Raw genomic sequence first — 21,287 nt, 5'->3', positions numbered from 1 at the left:
TCTTTCGAATTATAGTAGAAACTAGCTATTTATCATAAATTATCCGTTCATTTGACTTAGAATGCAGTATACCTAACGTAACCGTTTATTTGATGTCCTATACCATTATTAAAAATATAGTTGTGTAAATCTACACCTCTACCTTTTGATGTACTTGGCATATTTGTAGGGGTATCTCCCGATCCCACTCTATCAATCTTAGTATTGATTCTCATTTGCTGATTGAAAAGCCTTTTATGAATTTCAATCTCACCTTCTTCACCCTCTACAAGTGTTTGATAGTAGAAGAAAAAGTCATTCTTCGGGATTGTTTCTTGACTTAACTCCTCAGACACAATATGGTATTTCAATGCCTTTGTTAAACGTTCTACTTCTATTTCTGCTATTGGAGTTGATGGTGAACCGGTCATATCCGATATCAATTGATTACTCCCAACAAATGCAGAGTTTCTTAATATAAAGAACGTTCTATTATTGCTTTCATCACTATATAGCTCAGATAATCCAGTATGGTTAATTGCTTCCAATAAATACTTAAACTCCGGATCTCCATTAGCATCATTGTAGGTAGTGTCAGCATTTATCATAGTAATCCATTCCATAGCTGTCATACCTGTTGGCTTATTACCTGCAGGTTCTGGAACGTATTTCCACTCTTTTTGTAATTGTAAATCACAACTTACCGATACTGCAACTAAACCAATAAGCAAGAATATATTCGATATTTTTTTGATTATTCCTTTCATTTCATTCAAATTTTAGTAGCCAGAATTTTGTGTAATGTTCGGATTGTCCACCATATGTTGGAACCAAATTGGGAATAATAATCTATCCGCTTCTTGTCCGTTGATAGGGTTCATCACTTCCACTACTTTGTTCGTTCTTCTTAAGTCGTGCCATCTCTTACCCTCACCAATTAATTCGAATTGACGTTCATCCAAAACTGCGTTTAATAAATCGTTTTTTGTTGGATAATCTAAGATGGATATTTGTGGTAAATCTCTATTCGAACGAATACGGTTTACTAAATCTACAGCTACTTGATAATTACCTAATTGTACTTCTGCCTCTGCTAGTAATAATAACATACCTGCATATCTATAAACTACAATATCGGTATCATCGTCTGCTGCTGGATAGTTCACAAGATTGTACTTTCCGTATCTCTTTTCACCGATTTCTTTATCACCCTCAATCATTTGAACGTAACGGAAATAGTCACCATAAATTGTTCTACCGTTATCATCTACTGCCGATGGAGTGAAATCAGGATATTTCGTTACCCATTCAATAGAATCTGTTGGAAAAGTGGCATTCCATTTTTCTTCTAGAGATTTAGAAACTGCATATGCTGGTACACCAGGCCAGAAGATTTTGTATACATCACTTTGCTTAAGATCTTGCTCCAAGTTATACACAATAGAGAAAATTAACTCAGGACCTGTTTCCATTTGATTAGAAGAAAGACCTGCTCTTTCTGGCTCATTTCTAAATAGCGCGTGGAACTCTTCTGCAGTATTTACTAAAGAAAATTCGCCCATTGCTACTAATTTATCTAAAACTTCTTTCGCTTTACCATGTTCTCCAATGTGCATATACACCTCTGCTTGTAAGCAGTAAATACTTGATTTCGAAAATGTAAAACGATCTTTTGGAGTAGTAAGTAATTCTTCCGCCTTTAACATATCTGGAATAACAATCTCATTCATGATTACATCAGCAGATGTTTTTTCACGGAAAATGTCATCATCAAGACCAGAAGGAATTGATGTATATAAAGGTACATCACCGTAGGCTCTTACCAAGTCGAAATAAGCAAAAGATCTCAATGCATATGCCTGACCTAATTGACTATTTATATCACCTGTAATATTCGGGATATTCTCAATAGCTAAATTTGCCTTTAAGATCATATTATACATTTCGCCCCAACCACCATAATTTTCGTTTTGGTCGGTAAGATCATTCCCTGTTAATTGTATCGCTTCTACTTTTTCTGCATTTGGATGTGCACCAAAGTTATCAGACCTTAATTCACCCCAAATAAAGTATTTGTATCCATAAGCATCTTGAGCAGCATCATATATTGCGGCAACACCTGATCTAGCATCATTTTCTGTTTTCCAAAACTGATTTACACCAATTTGACTATCAGGTTCCACACTTAGAAGATGATCACATCCAGTCAGTAGATACATTGGGACCAATAATGAAATCGCCCAACGAATATTTCTAAATCCTTTCATTATATATATGTCTTTAAAAAATTTTTAATCATTAAAATTGAACTTGAATACCTGCTAAATATTCTCTTGAAAGTGGATATCTTAGGTTATCTAGACCAGGTTTAAGTGCGTTACCATTTGATCCAAGTTCTGGGTTATATCCATCAAAGTTGGTCCACGTAAGTAAATTAAGACCTGATACATAGAAAGATACATTCGACATAAAGCTTACTTTATCCATTAATGTTTTTGGTAATGAATAATCGATACGTACTGAACGAAGTTTAATAAAGTCTGCTTTGCTAATCCAGAATGTGTTAGGTCCTAAGTTGTTTTTAGAAGCCGACTTAGAATATAAAGTTGGATATCTTGCTACATCACCTTGTTCATACCAAGCACCATCGATTCTTTCTGGTCCAGGAACTACTGTTGTGACTAAACGTTGGTTTCTTGTCTCATCGTATTTCTTATAAATATCGTTACCGAAATTGAAGTCGAATAAGACAGAAAGCTTAATTCCCTTGTAAGAGAACTCGTTGTATAAACCACCAAATAATTCAGGTAAACCATTACCAATTACTGAACGGTCATTATCTGCATCAATGTTAAAGTCACCATCGTGGTCTTGCCAATGAACATCACCACCTTCTAATACACGGTTTTGAACTTTCAACTGATTAATTTCTCCTGAATACTCTCTACCATTCAATTCATATCTAGTGAAATTACCTTCATCATCAAATATTGGCGTTAATTGATTACCATCGTTATCAAATGCATTCGACTCATCATAAGGGAAGACGCCCAAGGCAGTATAACCATAAATATCACCAATCGATCCACCTTCTTCAATAATGTATTCACCTTGAATAATTCTACCGTCTTTCTCAGCAAGTTTAACAATCTCGTTTACGTTTGTGGCGATATTGAAACTAGAATACCATTGGAAGTTTTCTTTGTTGATAATATTCGCACTAATGTTAAACTCTAGACCGCTGTTTTTAATCTCACCAATATTACTTCTTACACTAGAAAAACCTGTTTCTTGCGGTAATGGAACACTATAAAGAAGGTCTGATGTTAACTTCTCATAGTAATCTACATTAATATTGATTTTGTCTTCGAATAAACCTAAGTCTACCCCAACATAAGCTTGTTGTGTCGTTTCCCAAACTAGATCTGGGTTACCCAACTGACTTACACCAATACCATTTACACCATCGTAGAAATAACCTGGTTGGTATAATGTTCTACTTTCGAAGTTCGGGATTCTTTCGTTACCATTTTGAGATACACCTGCACGGAATTTCATATCTGAAAGTACTGGTTTTAATGGCTTCATAAAGAATTCATCACTAATTCTCCAACCTACAGATGCCCCTGGGAAAATACCATATTTGTTGTTTTCACCGAATCTAGAAGATCCATCTCTTCTAATAGTTGCAGCCACTAAATACTTCCCTTTAAAGTCGTAAGTAAAACGACCATATTGAGATACAATTGAGTGTTTTTCTGTCTCTGTTCTTGAATTACCAGCAGTTAATTCTGCTACGTTGTTGAACGTTCTGTTGATATCGTTATTGAATGAGTTCGATTCGAATCTTGCATACTCATCCGTCCAAGTTTGCGTTTGCATACCTACCATTGCTGATATATTATGATCCTTGAACTTCTTCTTCCAACTTAAATAGTTTTCTTGTTGTATACTAAAATCATGTTCTGTTGTTTGACTACCTGAAGCATCACGACCCATTGGTTGTACAATAGTAGGGTTAAAATCGTTGTTACGCTTAAAGTGAACATCAATACCAATAGTTGATTTAAACTTTAAAGAAGGTAAGATTTGAAATTCAGCAAAACCGAAAGCTTGTCCTCTATATTTTCTTCTTCTTCTCTCTGTAAATAATGTTTCCGCAAGAATATTTTGTTGACTTGATGTTTGAGGAATAAATGTTCCATCTGCATCTTGTACTGGCAAGTAAGGGAAGTGAGTTGAAATCTGACCAAATACAGCACCTGTATTTAAACCGTTTTGCTCAGAATAAGATCCCATGATTCTTGTACCTGCCTTTAACCAACTTGTTGCCTTAAAGTTTACATTTAATGTAGTATTATATCTTAAATAATCTGAATTATTTACAACACCATCTTGACCAATGTAACCTGTATTCCAATAGAAATTAGCTGCTTCTGTTCCTCCACTTAAAGACAATCCAAATTGTTGTCTTTGAGAAACTCTCGTGATCATATCTTGATAATCAAAATCTTGATTATAGATAGTAGATAAAGAATCTAGTGGAGTTGCATCTTTATCATTACCTTTTCTAGCGTCTGCATAAATCTTGGCTTGTCTAGTGTTAGAAACAGGTATTTTCGAGGCTAAAGTGTTCCAACCTTGTACAAAGCTTGCATTAATTTTAGTCTTACCTGCTTTACCAGATTTTGTAGTAATAATTATTACACCGTTAGCCGATTTCGAACCATAGATTGCTGCAGAAGCTCCATCTTTTAATACCTCGATAGATTCAATATCTTCTGGGTTTAAGTTATTGATGTCTTCCATTTGTTGTCCATCTACAACATATAATGGACCAGTACCACTGTTTAAAGTTGATGTACCTCTAATAGAGATTTCAGAACCTGCACCAGGACCACCATTCGATGTAATCGATACACCAGATAATCTACCCTGCATACCTTCTAAAGCAGAAGAAGGCGTCGCCTGAGTTAATTCGTCAGACTTTACAGATACAATACCACCTGTTACATCTCTACGATTTTGCTCACCATAACCAATAACGACCACTTCATCGAGTTGTTCCAAGTCTGGTTTGATGGTAAAATCGATTTTTGTTCTTCCTCCTACATTTACTGATTCAGTTACATAACCAATAAATGAGAAAGTAATTACATCGTTTGGAGAAACATTTAATTTATACTTACCATCTATTGTAGTAATTGTTCCAATATCTGTTCCTTGAATAACTACATTCACCCCTGGCATCGGGATACCATCATCACTTGATGTTACAATACCAGAAACAGTTAATTTGTCTTGTGCTAGCAATTTCATATTGCATAACATTAGTAGAGCAGACAATAACAGAAGTCTTCGTAAAATTTTATCCTTCATAGTTATACATTTTGTATTAGTTCGGTAAACTAATCTCTGAATTTTGAGATTTTTTAGATCGTCTAAATTGAAGATTGTATATAAAATAATTAGTTAGCATACTCACTCATGATGCTTCCATAAGCGTATGACTCGGCGATTCAAAAGAATGCCTAACAACGAAGTGTTATAACAATGCTGTTGTAGTTTTGATGTTCCATTTCATACTGTTTTAAATACATTAAAAAGTGAGCAATAAAAGTTCTTATTCACTTCCTTATTTTTTGTTACCGGTAATTGGGACTTCCATTGATTATCTTATTAAAATCTAAAGGTTCATCTGGTGTGTCCACGAATTGAAAAAATAAGTCCTTTTGACGATTTGAAGTACGAAAAAATCTATTGTAAAATAATCTCTAAAAGAAGTAAAATTGTCCTATAAGTAGTATTTGACTATCTATTTAGACTATTTTATTGTCAAATCGACACTTTTTAAAGGGTACGAAAACTAAATCATTTTATTTCTTATGTTGTAGTCAAATCTGTTTAAATAATTGATATATACCCCAATGTATATATATCCTAAATCAAAAAATTCATTGTAATTAACAAGATAAGAATAATCTTATTTACATTCATTAAAACAGTTGAAAACTATTAATGATGACCAGTAAAATAATGATTGAGAATTCGATAAATAGACTATTCAAAAAAGAAATAGAAAGGGCTATCACATGTTAAATGCAATAGCCCTTTCTTATAACTTTATATATAAATTTACTAGTCTTCGATACCTAAACTCTCTTTAAATTTTGCTTGGTATTCTTTTGGACTCATGTTAAAGTGTTTCTTAAATGATTTAGAAAAATAGTTGGCACTCTTAAACCCAACTTTATACCCAACTTCTGAAATATTCACTTTCCCTTGCTCAATTAAAGTTCCAGCTTTTTTCATTCTGATATTGAGAATATATTCATTTGGCGTTTGATTGGTCCAAGCCTTAAACTTCGTAAATAACAGTGATCTACTTATTCCCAACTCCTCACAAAGGAAGTTGATATTCAAGAACTGATTATCCACATTGTCTTTGATAATCTTAAAGGCATTATTCATCAACACCTCATCCACAGAGTTTACCTTTTCTTCCACTTCTACTGTGGCCCCATTATCAGCATATTTCTTTCGAAGTGACTGTTGCGTATTGATCATATTTTTACATTTTAGAATCAATTCTTTCACTTCAAAAGGTTTACTTAAGTAATCTTCTGCTCCTGATTCTAATGCATTTATTTTATAGATCAATGAGGTTCTTGCCGTTAACAGCATTACCGGAATATGGCTTGTTCTATCATCAGATTTTATCTTAGAACACATTTCAATACCGTCCATTACTGGCATCATTACATCACTAATAATTAAATCGGGTTGTAATGATAATGCCTGTTGGAAGCCTACCGCTCCATTTTCCGCGATGTGAACTTTATAATAAGTACTTAAAATGTTGTGTATAAATTTACTGATATCAGGATTGTCTTCTACCACCAAAACAGTAGCATTATTTTCTTCAGATTCTACTTCTTCATCAATTAAATCGATGGACGCATTTTTGACCTCTTCCAAGTAATCTTCTGACTCATGGTATTGAGAAATGTCCTCACTGTCTTTAAAGTCTTCAATTATTTCATCATCAGCTAGGTGTTCTCTACCTAAGTGTAATTGAATGATAAAGTGACTTCCTTTTCCTTTCTCACTTTCCACCCTAACTTCTCCTTTATGTAAATCAATTACATCTTTTACAATAGCTAAGCCGATTCCAGATCCATTTTTCTTCTTTAATCTACTTCCATCATGTGAGGCCATGTAGAATCTATCAAATATTTTATCAAGGTGTTTTGATGGAATACCAATGCCACTATCCTTAATTCCAATAGTCAACATCTCGTCTTCTACACCTACATGAATTGAAATTGATCCTTTAGGTTGAGTGTACTTAAATGCATTAGAAATAAGATTATACATTACTTTTTCTAATTGGTCTCTATCGTAATAAAGATCAATTTCTTCCTCTTTTGCATCAAAGGTATACTCAATAGAACGAAGGTTGGCTTGCTGAGAAAATGACAAATAAATTTCTTGAATGAATTTGACAATATTCCCTTTGGCTGCCTTCAACTGAACTTGGTTATTCTCCAGTTTTCTAAAGTCCATTAACTCATTAATCAGTTTAAACAACTGATCTGTATTCTGCTTAATCACAAGCAGTTGCTTATAAACATTACTTGGTCCTTTATACTCTGATATTAACTTTTCTAATGGTCCAGAAATTAATGTAAGTGGTGTCCTGAATTCGTGTGAAATATTAGTAAAGAATCTCAGTTTTTGCTGATGGATTTCTTGTTGATGTACCAACTCCTGAGATTCCATTTCTAATTTATGCTCTAAATAAATTCTCGATCTAAAGAAGTAAGTGATCAATCCAACAATACCAATAAGGACAATTGAATAGAGGATATATGCCCATGTTGTTAACCAAGGAGCACTTTTTAAATGTACTTTTAGTCGAGTAACATTATCTGATTCTACCCCATGACTGTTGTATCCTTTTACTTCAAATATGTAGTCTCCTCCTTTCTGAATAGCATATGATACATTATTGTTTGTTGTTTTTATCCAAGCATCATCCAATCCCAACATACGATAAGAGTATGCCTTGTTATCGGGGAATGTATAATTAGGCATTGAAAAGGAAATCGTAAATATATGTTGATCATAATCTAAGGTGATTTCATCAGTGAATTCAATAGATTGATCTAGTATTCCATATTCATCTCCCGTTTTTATGTCATTACCAAACAAGCTGATGCCGCTTAAAACAACATCAGGAGCATATTCGTTTTGTTTTCCTAATAAAGAAGGATGAAAAGAGGTTACGCCAGATGCACCTCCAAAATAGATTTTTCCATCAGTATCAATAAAACGAGAACCTCTATTGAACTCATTAGGTGAAACTCCATTATCACTGTTAAATATTTTTTGTTCACCTGATTTGAAATCATAGGATACAATACCTTTCTCTGTACTCATCCATAACCTGTGATCATTTTTTCCCTCAACAATGGAATACACAGAAGTAATATTTTTTAGATGAACGGGTGTTAATTTATTACCGATAATTGAGTATAAACCCGAACTAAGCGTACCTACCCATATATTTCCATCATTGGTTTCTATAATGTCATTAATGTAAGGATTCTTATTCACTCCTTCTTCCATTGCAATAAATTGGAAGTCCATCTTTCTATTTAGGTAGCTCTTTTTTGTTAACATCGAGATACCTAAACCTGTGCCAACATATAGATCTCCTTTGCTACTCAACATTAATGAACGGACATTATTATGTGCAATTTTTGGAATGGAATCGTTTGCTTTAAATTGCGTGAAGGTATTCTTTTTGATATCCAATAGATTCAATCCTCCATTAATGGTACCCACCCATAAGTTTCCATCTTCAGCTTTCTGTAATGAAATCAATTTATCTGATGAAATTGATGTTGGATTATCAATATCGTATCTGTATTCTTTATGTTGTTTCGTTTTTAAGTTTAGATGTACTAAACCCCTATCAAACGTACCTAACCAAACTTTTCCGTTGCCTTCACTCAATAAAGTTTTCACTCCACCGATCGGATGTCTGTAAGAAAGCTCATCGATTTTTGAGAAAGTTCGATTTTTAGAATCGTAAATTGTAATTCCACCACCTTCAGTACCAAAATAAATTGTATTGTTATCTCCGTTAACTATAGAGTTCACTACATTGTAACCTAATTGAGTACCATTTCTTTCATCAAATTTCTCAAAGCTCATCAGTTTATCTGACCAATAATTAACGCCTCCAAAATAAGTGGCAATCCATATTCCTCCGTTTACATCAGTAAATAAAGATCGAATATTATTTCCAGTAAGACCGTTACTGTTTTGTGGATCGTGGTTTACTTTGGCAATTAGATTGAACTCTTTATCAATAATATTCAATCCATCATAAGTTCCTACCCATAACCTATCTTGATGATCTAGAGTTAAGCAACGAATAATGTTACTCGTCAAAGATTGAGAAGTGATTTTATCAAATCGTTTAAACACTTTTGCTTCCTTTCTCAATACAAACAGTCCTTTGGAAGTTCCCGCCCAAATATTCCCTTTTCTATCTTTTAATACCGCATTTACCAAGATATTAGAAGACCTGTAGGCCATATATCTCTTAAAACTTAATACTCCATTTTTGTTACTAATTAATTTGTTTAGACCATTGTGGGTACCCACCCAGATAGTACTATCTGGAGCACGATAAATAGTGGTTATTTTGTTAGAACTTAATGTTTCTTTATTATTTTCTTTATGCTTATTGGATACCAATTTATTCTCCTTTGCAAGGTACACATCTACACCTGCCTCGGTACCTAAAAGCGATTGATTTTCATCAATATTTAGTACATCAAAAATTCTTCTAGTAAAATAAGAGTCAGGTTTATTTAGCTTCAAAGGTTCAATTGCTTCTGCACTTGGAGAATATTTCTTAAATCCTCTTCTAGAGCCAATCAATATATCTCCTTTAGAGTCAATATCAATATCAAAAATATCGTTGACTCCTTGCCATTTTAAGTCTTCCTCTTCCCTTAACATCACTTTTAAATCGACTCCATCGTATCGCATCAAGCCATTACGGGTACCAAACCAAATAAACCCCATTTCGTCTTGATCAATGGCGTTCACAGAGTTAAGAGAAAACCCTTCAGAGGTGGAAATGTGTCTGAAGTAGTTGAATTGATGTTGACCATAGACATTTTTAGAATGAAAAGTAATGCACATCAATGTTAGTAGACAGTATAAATAAAAAAATCGGTAATTAAACATTCAGTTGAATAGTTTACTGGTCACAAATAATAAATGTTAATTAAATATAATTTAAATAAGGTGAATAACCCAAAATGATGATAAGAAATATTAGAATAATGTAGTTAAAATCAGAGAATAAATCATGCAATGAGTTGAAATGCATTAGAATAATCTCATATTAGTTGAACTACATTATTTTATTTAACCGTCATTTTTTAGTGCGTTTTCAACACAATCTATCTGATTCTGCTATTTATTTTCTAGTTGAAAATATCAATTACTTTTTTGCGTGTACTTACTAAACACTAAGTATAATACTCCGCAAAGTAACCATGCTGGTAATGTGACAAAAGATAAGAAAACATCGAATTGAACCGAGATAAAGTAAAACAAGCCAAAACTAATAAGCCATGCTAAAAACACTGACATATTAAATTTTATTCCTGCCACTTCAGCATAATTTTTTGTAATACCCATCTTCTTAGCAAAAAAGTGTTCAAACACGATGATTGCTCCAAATGGCGAAAGTATAAATCCATATAAGGCCACGAAACCTAACAATTTCATTGCAAAAGCTGGGAATAAACCTGCAATTGTTGCTACTGTTCCCGCTATAATTGTTACCCAAAAAGTAGATAGTTTCGGCATTATGCCTTGGAAAGCTAATCCGGCTCTATAAATCGTAGGGTTGGCTGTTGTCCATCCTGCCAATACTACTGCAACAATACCTAATACTCCGATAGCATTATAAGCTAATGGACCTGGTGCTACTGGAGGTGCTTCTCCATTATTTAAATAACCCATGGCTTCGGGAGATTTTAAATAAACTGCATACAATAGAGCTGCTGCAATCCATGCCATATAATGCCCAACATACATACCTGCTGCAGTAGCCCAACCACTTTTAGCTGACTTTGCAAAGCGGAAAACAGAAAGGTCTGACATACCGATGTGCATTGCTCCATTTGCAAACCAAGACCAGATCACTACATGCCAAAAAGTAAATTTGGTTTGTCCTTTAAATGGTTCTCCTCCATCTCCCCAAATTGCCCAAAATTTATCCACACTATCTACGCCTAACTGATTTAATGCTACGATACCTGAAACAAAAAAGGCCAATACAATAATAGGTGACATCCAATTAGCTGCTTTAGATACCGTTTCATAACCTTTAGAAGCAATTAATGATATTACAATACCGATGACCAACACTATCGCTACCCACATTCCACTGTTCGGCATGGTATCCGTAAGTTTTGGCATCTCTAAATTAAATGGTATTCCGACCGCTGTTGCAGATACTGTGATCATTGAGCCAGCAAGAAAACAGAATAAAATTCCATTGGCTAGATTATAGCCAATCACTAATTTTCTTCCTGCAATTTTTTCTAATTGATAATATAAAGTCAACCTATTTTTCACAGCCACTTCTGAAGTTAAATATCGCCAAGAAAGTACTGCTAAAAGGTTACCTAATAGTAAACCCACTATCAAATCGAAGGCACTTACCCCTGCTGTTAGAAATAGAGGACCAATCATAAACTCAGTACCTGCTGCGTGTTCTCCGGCATACATACCGACAAAACTTTTCCATCCTTTTAATTTTGATGATGGTACAGGTTCTCTTTCAAATTCACCTCCATTATTATCTTCTAAGCCTTGTTTGATCACCTCGACTTTTTCATCCATTACATATTGACTCATACTATTCTAATTCTGTCGTTATTTATTAAAAAATCAGTTGCTTCTCCTTATACAAATAAAATAAACGTACAATTGACTATAAATGCACAATATGGGAATTATTTGCACAAAATGATATTATAAATTTTAGTCGTTTGGTAAATAAAAAAGTGTGATAGAAAAATAAGCATAAAACAACTGTTTTATGCCTATTTCAAAACTATTAAATTGATATCTTATTTTAAAAGATCAAGTAGCCACATTATCACTTGCTATTAACTACTAATATTAAATCAAAAATTTCTTTTATCTATCTACTATATTTTCTCATTTTCAAACTAGATGGACTATTCAATCCTTTTACCTCACTTACCTTTAACAACTGTCCATTTATATTATTTCTTCTAAATACAATAAGATTATTGGATTCTTTGTTCGCTACTATCAAAAAATTTCCAGTGGGATCAATCACAAAACTTCTTGGTATTTTTCCTAAAGTAGATTGATGCCCTTTAATGAGCAGTTCACCATTTTCTTGATCAATTTCAAAAATTGATAATGAATTTTCTGCTATTCGATTTGATGCGTATAAAAATCTTCCATCAGGAGAAATATGAATATCTGCTGATGCATACTCTTTATGATTCTTTTTATACGATTTGTACTTTTTGATATTTTTCAATTCACCTTCTTTGTAAGCATATTGTGAAACTTCCCCACTTAACTCGTCAATACAATAAGCCAACTTTAAATAGGGGTGAAAAACAAAGTGTCTTGGACCTGCACCTTGTTCTGTATTTACAGTAAACTTGTCGATTTCAATCAATGAATTTTCATATTTCATGACACGGATTTTATCACTCCCTAAATCGGGTGAAAATACAAACAATCCATCGGGACTAAATGTACTGGAATGTAAGTGTGCTTCATCTTGTCTTCCTTTGATTTTACTACTTCCTTCAAACTCCAAAAATTGAGAAATGGGTTGTAAGCTTCCATCTTCATTACACTCAAAAAAACTGATACTTGCATCTGTATAATTAGACACAATGACATGTTTATTGTTCTTACTTACGGTAACATGAACGGGATTTCTTGCTTTGGTGGTTTGTTTATTTAGTAAAGTAAGTTTTCCAGACAAACTATCGATCTCAAATGAAGTAACAGAACCATGTGTTTTTAATCGAGTATCTGTACAAGCATAAAGATATTTTCCATTTGGTGAAAGCGTTAAGAATGAGGAATTTACTAAACCACCTACTCTTTCTACTTCTGTTAATTTTCCCGATAAAGTATCAAATTGATAAACTAAAATACCATTCCCAATTTCACCATCAGTATAAGATCCGAGGAATAAATAAGTATTGCTTTGTTGTCCAAAGATGGTACTTACTGATATCAAAAAATAGAGTAAAACTGTATTATAAATCTTCATCATCAATGGATTACATATTAAACACTTCTTCTAATGGTTGAGATATTGGCGATAAATCTTCGTTTGTTTCCATAATATCCGACATATATTTCCACCACTTTTTTACAATCTGATAATGCCCCAATTCTTGGGAGTTCATGTCACCCACTACTTTCTGAAAGGCAAATAAAGTATCTGTCTCTTCATCCAAATAAATAAAATATTCGCAAACGCCGTATTGCTCTAAAAGATTCTTTAATTCTGGCCAAATTTTGTTGTGTCGTTCAGTGTACTCTTCCTTCATTCCAGGCTTGAGCTTCATTTTAAAAGCGAGTGTTTTTTTCATGTGTTGTTATTAGTTAAGCGTTAATCTGAAATTATAAATTTTTCGTTTTCGTTTGGTAAGTATATTCAAAGTAATAATCTCCCGATCCTAAATCACTTAAATCGTTTAATCGTATTACTTTGCCTTTTTTATTTTTAATGATAATCTCTTTATCTGAAGCATTCGGAAGGTTCACTGTTGCTGTAGTATTTACAGGTACACGAATATGATATTGCATCGTATTCTCAACAATTGTCCATTCTGATGCCGCTTTCCCATAGAAAGTATCCAACTCGGCTTTGCTACTTGTCAAACCTCCCCCTACATGTGGAGAAAATACAATATGTTTGTAACCAGGTTGATTTTCATCGATTTGAATTCCGGCAACATGACTGTACAACCATTCTCCAATAGCACCATAAGCATAATGGTTAAAACTGTTCATACCATCGATAATTGTCCCATCCGGTTTTTGCGTGTCCCAACGTTCCCAAATTGTTGTCGTACCTTGAGTGACCGGATACAACCAACTTGGGTATTCCTGTCTATTAAGTAGCATGAAAGCCAAATCGTCTCGATTTATTTTTGAAAGTGATGGGTTTAAAATAGGCGTTCCCACAAAACCCGTTGTTAAATGCTTAAACTTCTTGATGTCCTCAGCAAAATATTTTGCTGCTGCTTCTTTGAGATCTTCTGGTATCAAATCAAATGATATGGCCAAAGCATAGGCCGTTTGTGTGTTGGATACTAGTCTGCCATTAGGAGTAATGTATTCGTTGACAAATGCCCCTTTTATCAGTTTTGCTAACTCTTCAAATTCTTTTTGATCGGCTTCTTTATTTAAAACTGATGCAACTTTACTCAAAATTGAAGTGCTATGATAGAAGTAAGCTGTAGCTATAAAATCTTTTTCGGTCACGGCTCCTGCATAAGAAGGATTATTTGATTGATACGCTAACCAATCTCCCCAATGATGTTTCCTTTTTTCATTCCACAAATAATCGTCTCCGGCTCTTTGTTTCATGTACATCACCCATTTTTTCATACTCTCGTATTGGGTTTCAAGAATACGTCGATCTCCATATACTTTGTAGACCGTCCAAGGCACTATAACAGCCGCATCTCCCCACGCCGTCGATCCTCCTAATTTATTGTTCCACATATCAGGAATAATATTCGGTACTTCCCCGTCCTCTTGCTGGTCTAAAGCCAAATCTATCAGCCATTTCGTATAGAAAGGAGCCACGTTAAAATTGAAAGCACCCGTCATGCTAAACACCTGCGTATCCCCAGTCCAACCCACTCTTTCATCTCGTTGTGGACAATCTGTTGGAATATCTAAAAAGTTATCTTTTTGTGACCATCTGATATTACTTTGTAACTGATTGATCAAAGGGTTTGAACATTCAAAAGAACCTGTCGATTTCATATCAGAATGTATGACCACTCCTGTAACATCTTCCAAATTCATTTCTTGATTACCCTCAACAGAGATGTATCGGAAACCATGAAAAGTGAAATGAGGTTCGAAAATTTCCTCTCCATCACCTTTCAAAATATAAGTATCTGTTGCTTCTGCAGATCGTAAATTCGTTGTAAAAAAGTTTCCTTCTTTGTCTAAAACTTCAGCAAATTTGAGGGTCACTTTATCTCCTCTTTGACCTTTTAATTTAATTCTAGCCCAACCCACAATGTTCTGACCTAAATCAAATACCATTTCGCCTTTTGGCGTTATTATTTTTTGGATAGGAGTAATCTCCTGAATAGCTTTTACAGGAAGTCCATTAGATGCCACTAAAATAGATTTTGAATGATTCAGTACTTCAACTTTGCTCCATGCTTGATCATCAAAATTGATCTGACTCCAACCCTTCATTTCCTTTCTAGCATCGTATCGTTCACCATTATAAATATCTGAAGATGTGATCGGTCCGTAGGATGTTTTCCAATTTTTATTTGTTCCCAAAATCTCCTCCGTTCCATCAGAGTATTTGATATGAATTTGAGCTAACAACCCCAATTGATCTCCATAATACGCTTTTGTTCCTTCCCAGCCGATATTTCCTCTGTACCAACCATCACCAACAACACCTCCTATGGCGTTATTTTCTTTCAACTGCTTAGTGATATCATATACCTGATATTGGATGCGTTTCTTGTAACTCGTAAAACCAGGAGTGAACAATTCGTCCCCCACTTTTTCTCCATTGATGAAGAGTTGATACAATCCTAAAGATGTGACATATACTCTAGCGGATTGCACTTTTTTTGATACCTTAAACTCGTTTCTATAATATTGGCAAGGCAAGGAATTATCTGATTTTTCCTCTGACATGCTAATCCAATCTTGTTTCCAATCCGACGTTTTTATCAAGCCCATTTCCCAAAAAGACGGAGCGCTCCACCCTGTCGCTTTACCTTGATTATCCCAAATACGAACTTGCCAATATACCCTATCCGAAGAGTTCAGTTGCTCTCCTTTATAGACCACATTCACCGAACGTTCTGAAGTTACTTTTCCAGAGTTCCACAAAAGGTTTTTATTCTCTTTTAAATTCGATAAAGATGCTGCTGCTTTTATCTCGTAAGCAGTTTGTTTCACATTGTATTTCTCCGAATTTATTTTCCACGTCAAACGAGGTTGTTCCACATCAATACCTACCGGATCGGTACGATATTCGGTGTAGCATGCACCGATTTCCACATCTTTCGAAAAGGAATTCGATGCACACATTAAAAAAAAGATAGTATATACAGTGAATATTATCGTTTTCATCCTATAGAATTTAAAAGTCCAATCGCCGAAAAAAATACTTCTATGAGTGATAACACAACGGATCATACTTCGTGAAAATCTAAAAGTAAATTCTCCGACGACTTTATCGTTAGTTAGGAACTTTTGTAGTTTGATTTTCCATCGATAGAATTTCTTTACCAGCCAATAAGAATGCACCTGCAGCATATACATGTGATTCGTTAGCTTTAAATGGATAGGGATCTCCAGCCACTTGCTGTACATACCCCAACTGACCGTCTCGGTTAACGTTATTACATAACGCAATCCAAGCTTTTTCTACATTTGGTTGATATTTTTTATCTACTAAACCGTTGTTTACCCCCCAAGCCAAAGCGTATGTGAAGAATGCACTACCACTTGTTTCGCCTAAATCCAAATACTCTGGATCATGAAGGCTCACTCTCCACATACCATCTTCGTCTTGAAGTTTCAACAGCATAGCTGCCATTTCTTTATATTGCTTTACAAATTTGTCCCTAGTTGGATAATCTTTAGGTAAATCAGTTAATATTCTTGCTAAAGCGGATGCTACCCAGCCATTGCCTCTTGACCAGAAGATCTTCTTTCCATTATCACTTCTCTTTTCGAAAAAGCGATCATCTCTAAAGAACAACGAATCTTCTGGAGAATATAAATAATCTGATGTCTTCCACCATTGTTCATTCATATAGTCCAAATACTTTGTTTCTCCCGTTACCTTCCACATTTGAACGAATGATGGAGGAGCCATAAATAAGGCATCACACCAAGTCCACCAATGATGTTTGTAAGCACTTTTCTTAAATCGAACATCAGTTAGTTTTTTATAATTTTGAGCCAGATGAATGTCTAATGCCCACTGTGATTTATCAATCATATAAGGGTCATTATCTAAGCTATACAACCAAGCCCAGTTATCCACAACAGCCAATCGGTCTGCATGGAAAATATCGTTCATCAATTGCCAATTATAAGCCTGACCAATGTTGACTAATTCGTCTTTGTATCTTTCGCCTCCAAACTGTTCGTACATGGCTCTAACACCAACATACATTGCTCCATAGTGCCAGTTGGTAGCCGTTAGCATTCCCTTGTTATAACGAGGAGTGACCATCTGCCAATCCGCTACATCGTGCATCACTGCTTTTATCTGATCTGCAGCTAAAGGATTTGTAATTTCTGGAGTTAATTCATCAATTTTTAAAGCGGTGTATGCTCTTTTTAAGAACCATTCGTTGGTATCTTCTAAACGATTAACACCAAAGTAATCGTTTGAATTTTGCAACCATACTACATGTGATGGAACCTGTAAACCAGCTCCATTTACCGCTAATGGAAGAACATTATCTTTTGTAGAATTACTTGTTATTTGATGTACTCTCCAAGACTTGCCTTGGTTAGTCGTGTTCAATTTTTCAATCTCGAAATGTTCTCCTCTTTTTACCGATAGATACAATTCATTAGTAGATGTTTTATCAATAGAAATACCTCCTACTTGGAAGAGAGTAACTGATATTTCACCATAGGCAAAATCGCCTTTAACATCAGATACTAAACGATTGTCCCATTTCTTTCCATTCCATTGTACTCTTCCGTAAATGTATTTCTTTTCTTCTACCTCATTAGAGTAAACCATCACCGGATTTCCTTCTGTAGAAATTGCTATATCCCAAGCCCAAAGTCCTTTACCATTTTGATCTTGAAGAACAACTTCGATCTGATCTGTATTGACTTTTCCCTCTTCAATTTTTAAATAAGAAAGGTTATTTCCTGATTCATTCTTATGATTATTGATTGACATAACCATGTGGACAGAAGTAGAACCATTAGAAATAACCTTATAATTTTCCACACCTGATTGCACTAAAATCTTATTATTAAATAACTCCTCACCCTTGGCATTTACTGTAGAGTAGTAAACATCATTATTTTGATTTTGCCAACAAAGTGCTATTTGATTGTCATTTAAGTTGACTGCTTGAATATTTTTCACATCATTCTGAGCTATATCTTTAATCACCCAATCTTTAATATTTTCTGATGTTACAGATTGTGCTACAATGCTTTTTTCTTCACCTTTGAAACTTGCAAACACCAATAATTTTCCGTCTTTTTTAACTAAAATGGATGTGCTTTCAACAGGAATGTTTTCCACGTTATCAAATAGAGTACTCGAACTAATTTCTTTGGTTTGATAATCGTAAGTTCCGACATGAATATCGCCATAGTTGTCTACCCAAGTCATATATGTTCTATTGTATTTTCCTTGATGGAAAATAGCATTTGTACTCGAGCTTGTATTCCAATTATAAGAAGCATTAAATGATATAGATTGATATGCCTCAGATGAAACACCCTGTTCCTTTACAACTGCCTTTGGAAGACGTTGAGCAAGTGTGGGAGCTGTCCCTAATAATAATACTCCCATACCTGCCAACAGGGTAAAGAATAAACTATGCGTTTCTATTTTTTGACCTAGTAGTCTCATAATTGTATTTCGTAATATTTTAAAAAATTTCATTTCAATCTTTACATCACAATGCGATCGTTTACTTCTAACGTCACTGTTTTTAAATCGCTTTCTCTACTGGATGAACCCACATAGATGGTAAAAGTACCTGGCTCCACCACCTTCTTCATTTCTTGATTATAAATAGACAGATCTTCTTCGTTTAGTTTGAAAGTAACTGTCTTAGTTTCGCCTGCTTTTATCGTCACTCTTTCAAAACCTTTTAGCATTTTATTGTATCTACCCACTGATGCAAAATCATCTCTTACATACATTTGCACCACTTCCTCGCCGTCTATCTCTCCAGTATTCGTTACATCTACAGATACATAGGTTGCCCCTTGAGGGTTGATAACTACATCATCTAGTTTAGGTTGACTGTATTCGAAAGTGGTATAGCTTAACCCGTAACCAAAATGATACAATGGCGATTTATCAGAAAATTTATAATGTCCTTTACCTGTCCCCACAAAATCAGGGCGCAATAAATAGGTAGATGGTAATTGACCTACAGATCTTGGGAAAGTGACTGTTAATTTTCCTCCTGGATTATAATCTCCGAAGATAACATCAGCTAAAGCATCTCCACTTCTCATACCTAAATACCAGCTTTCTATGATAGAGGGTACATTTTCTGCCAAATAGTTTATCGCTAATGGTCTGCCGTTAATTAGGACAGCTACTACAGGTTTTCCTGTTTTGTAAATCGCTTCTACCAGTTCGTTCTGAACTCCATAAAGATCGATACTTGAACGATCTTTTCCTTCTCCACAAGTCTTTGTTGAACCTCCTACTGCCAAGATCACTACGTCTGAATTTTGAGCAGCTTTGATTGCCTTAGCGAATCCTATTTTAGAGTTACTCATCAAATTACAACCTTCCGCGTAGTTTACTTTTACATCTGATCCCACTTTATCTTTAATCCCTTCTAATAAAGAAGTATAGTAAGGTGGAATTCCTGCATATCCTCCTAAAAGTGTGTAACGCTGACCCTCTTTTACTTCTTCGTGTGCATTCGGTCCAATTACTGCAATGGACTTAATATTTTTTACATCCAACGGAAGTAGATTGTTCTCGTTCTTTAATAGCACTACCGATTTTTTGGCTAATTCAAGAGCCAATTCCTGACTTTCTTCGGTACTTACAATTGGCTTCACGACATCTGTGCTGTCTTGGTTGAATAACCCTAAACGATATTTCATTTTTAAGATTCTCGCCACACTTTGATCAACATATTTGATAAGATCCGGATTGCTGTTTAATGTATCGCTTAAAACGCTCATTATATAAGCCGAATTTTCCGGTGCTTTTCCTATCACAAGGTCCATATCAACACCTGACTTTAAACCCAATACGGCTGCTTCCGTTCTATTTTTTGCGATGAAATGCATGTGATTTAAGCGAGAGACATCGTTGTTATCAGAAACTAAGAAACCATCGAAGCCCCAGTCTTTTCTGAGTATATCATTTAACAACCAATTGTTCATATGGCAAGGTACACCATTCAAATCCTGGTGTCCTGGCATTATAGAACCTACACCAGCTTCTTTAACTGCGGCTTCAAAAGGAGGTAAGAAAACTTCATATAATCTTCTTTTAGAAATATCACTAAATCCACCATTAATACCTGTTCTATTTTCTGGGTACCCCACAAAGTGTTTTGCAGTAGCTAGAATATGATTTTCATCAAACTGTTCGTCTCCTTTTCCTTGTAAACCTTCAATAAAAGCTACTCCCATTCGAGAGACTAAATAAGGATCTTCACCATACGATTCTTCCACTCTACCATACCTTGGATCACCTGAAATAACGTCTAAGTTTGGCGAGTAACAATGGGTTAAATTTGCAGCTCTAGCTTCCTTTGCAATAGCAGTTGTCATGTCATGAATCGCTTTTGGATCCCAAGTAGAACCTAAGGCAATACTCTGAGGATAGACCGTAGCACCCGGTAACCATAAACCATGCAAACATTCACTGTATTGCATCATCGGAATACCTAATCGTTTGTTGGGAGGAGCGTCTTGAGTGAGTTCTGCAATCTTTTCCTCTAATGTCATTTGCTCCAATAAGCTATTTACTTTCGTGTCGAGTTCATCTACTTTTGTTTGTTTTACAGTAGATATACTGCAACTTAGACATATGCATGTTACAGCTATGATATAAAACTTCTTCATCGTTCTAATTTTTCGTTGTTCATCTATTTTTGATAATTGACGAACGTTTCATCTATTAGTTTTTGTCTCTGTCTAAGACTTCATTTCATCTTTTGTTCAATGTTAAGAGCTAAGTAAGTGATCATGAAGAGAACAATCGTATTAAAAGTGAGTACAATCGTCCATATCCATCTTTC

Annotated in this window: 10 protein-coding genes; all 10 read right to left on the bottom strand. The window is 34.7% G+C overall.

The genetic code is table 11. The features are described 5' to 3' along the window. Positions 1-56 precede the first annotated feature (56 nt). Positions 57-746: a fasciclin domain-containing protein gene (locus KMW28_RS23665; protein WP_169661925.1), complete on the bottom strand. Its 690-nt coding sequence runs from the start codon at positions 744-746 to the stop codon at positions 57-59. 12 nt (positions 747-758) lie between these two features. After that, entirely contained in the window at positions 759-2,246 is a 1,488-nt protein-coding gene (locus KMW28_RS23660) for a RagB/SusD family nutrient uptake outer membrane protein (protein ID WP_169661926.1), read from the bottom strand. A gap of 31 nt (positions 2,247-2,277) precedes the next feature. After that, entirely contained in the window at positions 2,278-5,298 is a 3,021-nt protein-coding gene (locus KMW28_RS23655) for a SusC/RagA family TonB-linked outer membrane protein (RefSeq protein ID WP_169661927.1), read from the bottom strand. An 819-nt stretch (positions 5,299-6,117) separates the two neighbouring features. Next, complete coding sequence (locus KMW28_RS23650; protein WP_169661928.1) at positions 6,118-10,203, bottom strand: two-component regulator propeller domain-containing protein; 4,086 nt, start codon at positions 10,201-10,203, stop codon at positions 6,118-6,120. A 300-nt stretch (positions 10,204-10,503) separates the two neighbouring features. Further along, complete coding sequence (locus tag KMW28_RS23645) at positions 10,504-11,934, bottom strand: purine-cytosine permease family protein (protein ID WP_169661929.1); 1,431 nt, start codon at positions 11,932-11,934, stop codon at positions 10,504-10,506. Between the two features lie 289 nt (positions 11,935-12,223). Further along, positions 12,224-13,351, bottom strand: coding sequence for a lactonase family protein (locus KMW28_RS23640; RefSeq protein ID WP_169661930.1), 1,128 nt, complete (start codon positions 13,349-13,351; stop codon positions 12,224-12,226). Positions 13,352-13,358: 7 nt separating this feature from the next. Then, positions 13,359-13,673 (bottom strand): L-rhamnose mutarotase, encoded by a 315-nt coding sequence (rhaM, locus tag KMW28_RS23635; protein WP_169661931.1) that lies wholly within the window; start codon positions 13,671-13,673, stop codon positions 13,359-13,361. Positions 13,674-13,704: 31 nt separating this feature from the next. Continuing rightward, the gene (locus KMW28_RS23630; RefSeq protein WP_205958098.1) at positions 13,705-16,428 is read right to left on the bottom strand and encodes an alpha-L-rhamnosidase; all 2,724 of its coding nucleotides are present in this window, start codon (positions 16,426-16,428) and stop codon (positions 13,705-13,707) included. A gap of 109 nt (positions 16,429-16,537) precedes the next feature. Continuing rightward, entirely contained in the window at positions 16,538-18,916 is a 2,379-nt protein-coding gene (locus KMW28_RS23625) for a glycoside hydrolase family 88 protein (RefSeq protein WP_169661932.1), read from the bottom strand. Positions 18,917-18,957: 41 nt separating this feature from the next. Further along, on the bottom strand, positions 18,958-21,111 hold the full coding sequence (locus KMW28_RS23620; protein ID WP_169661933.1) for a beta-xylosidase: 2,154 nt from the start codon (positions 21,109-21,111) through the stop codon (positions 18,958-18,960). Positions 21,112-21,287 lie beyond the last annotated feature (176 nt).

This window comes from Flammeovirga yaeyamensis (assembly GCF_018736045.1).
Taxonomy (GTDB): domain Bacteria; phylum Bacteroidota; class Bacteroidia; order Cytophagales; family Flammeovirgaceae; genus Flammeovirga; species Flammeovirga yaeyamensis.
This window is presented reverse-complemented; position numbering and strand designations above follow the sequence as displayed.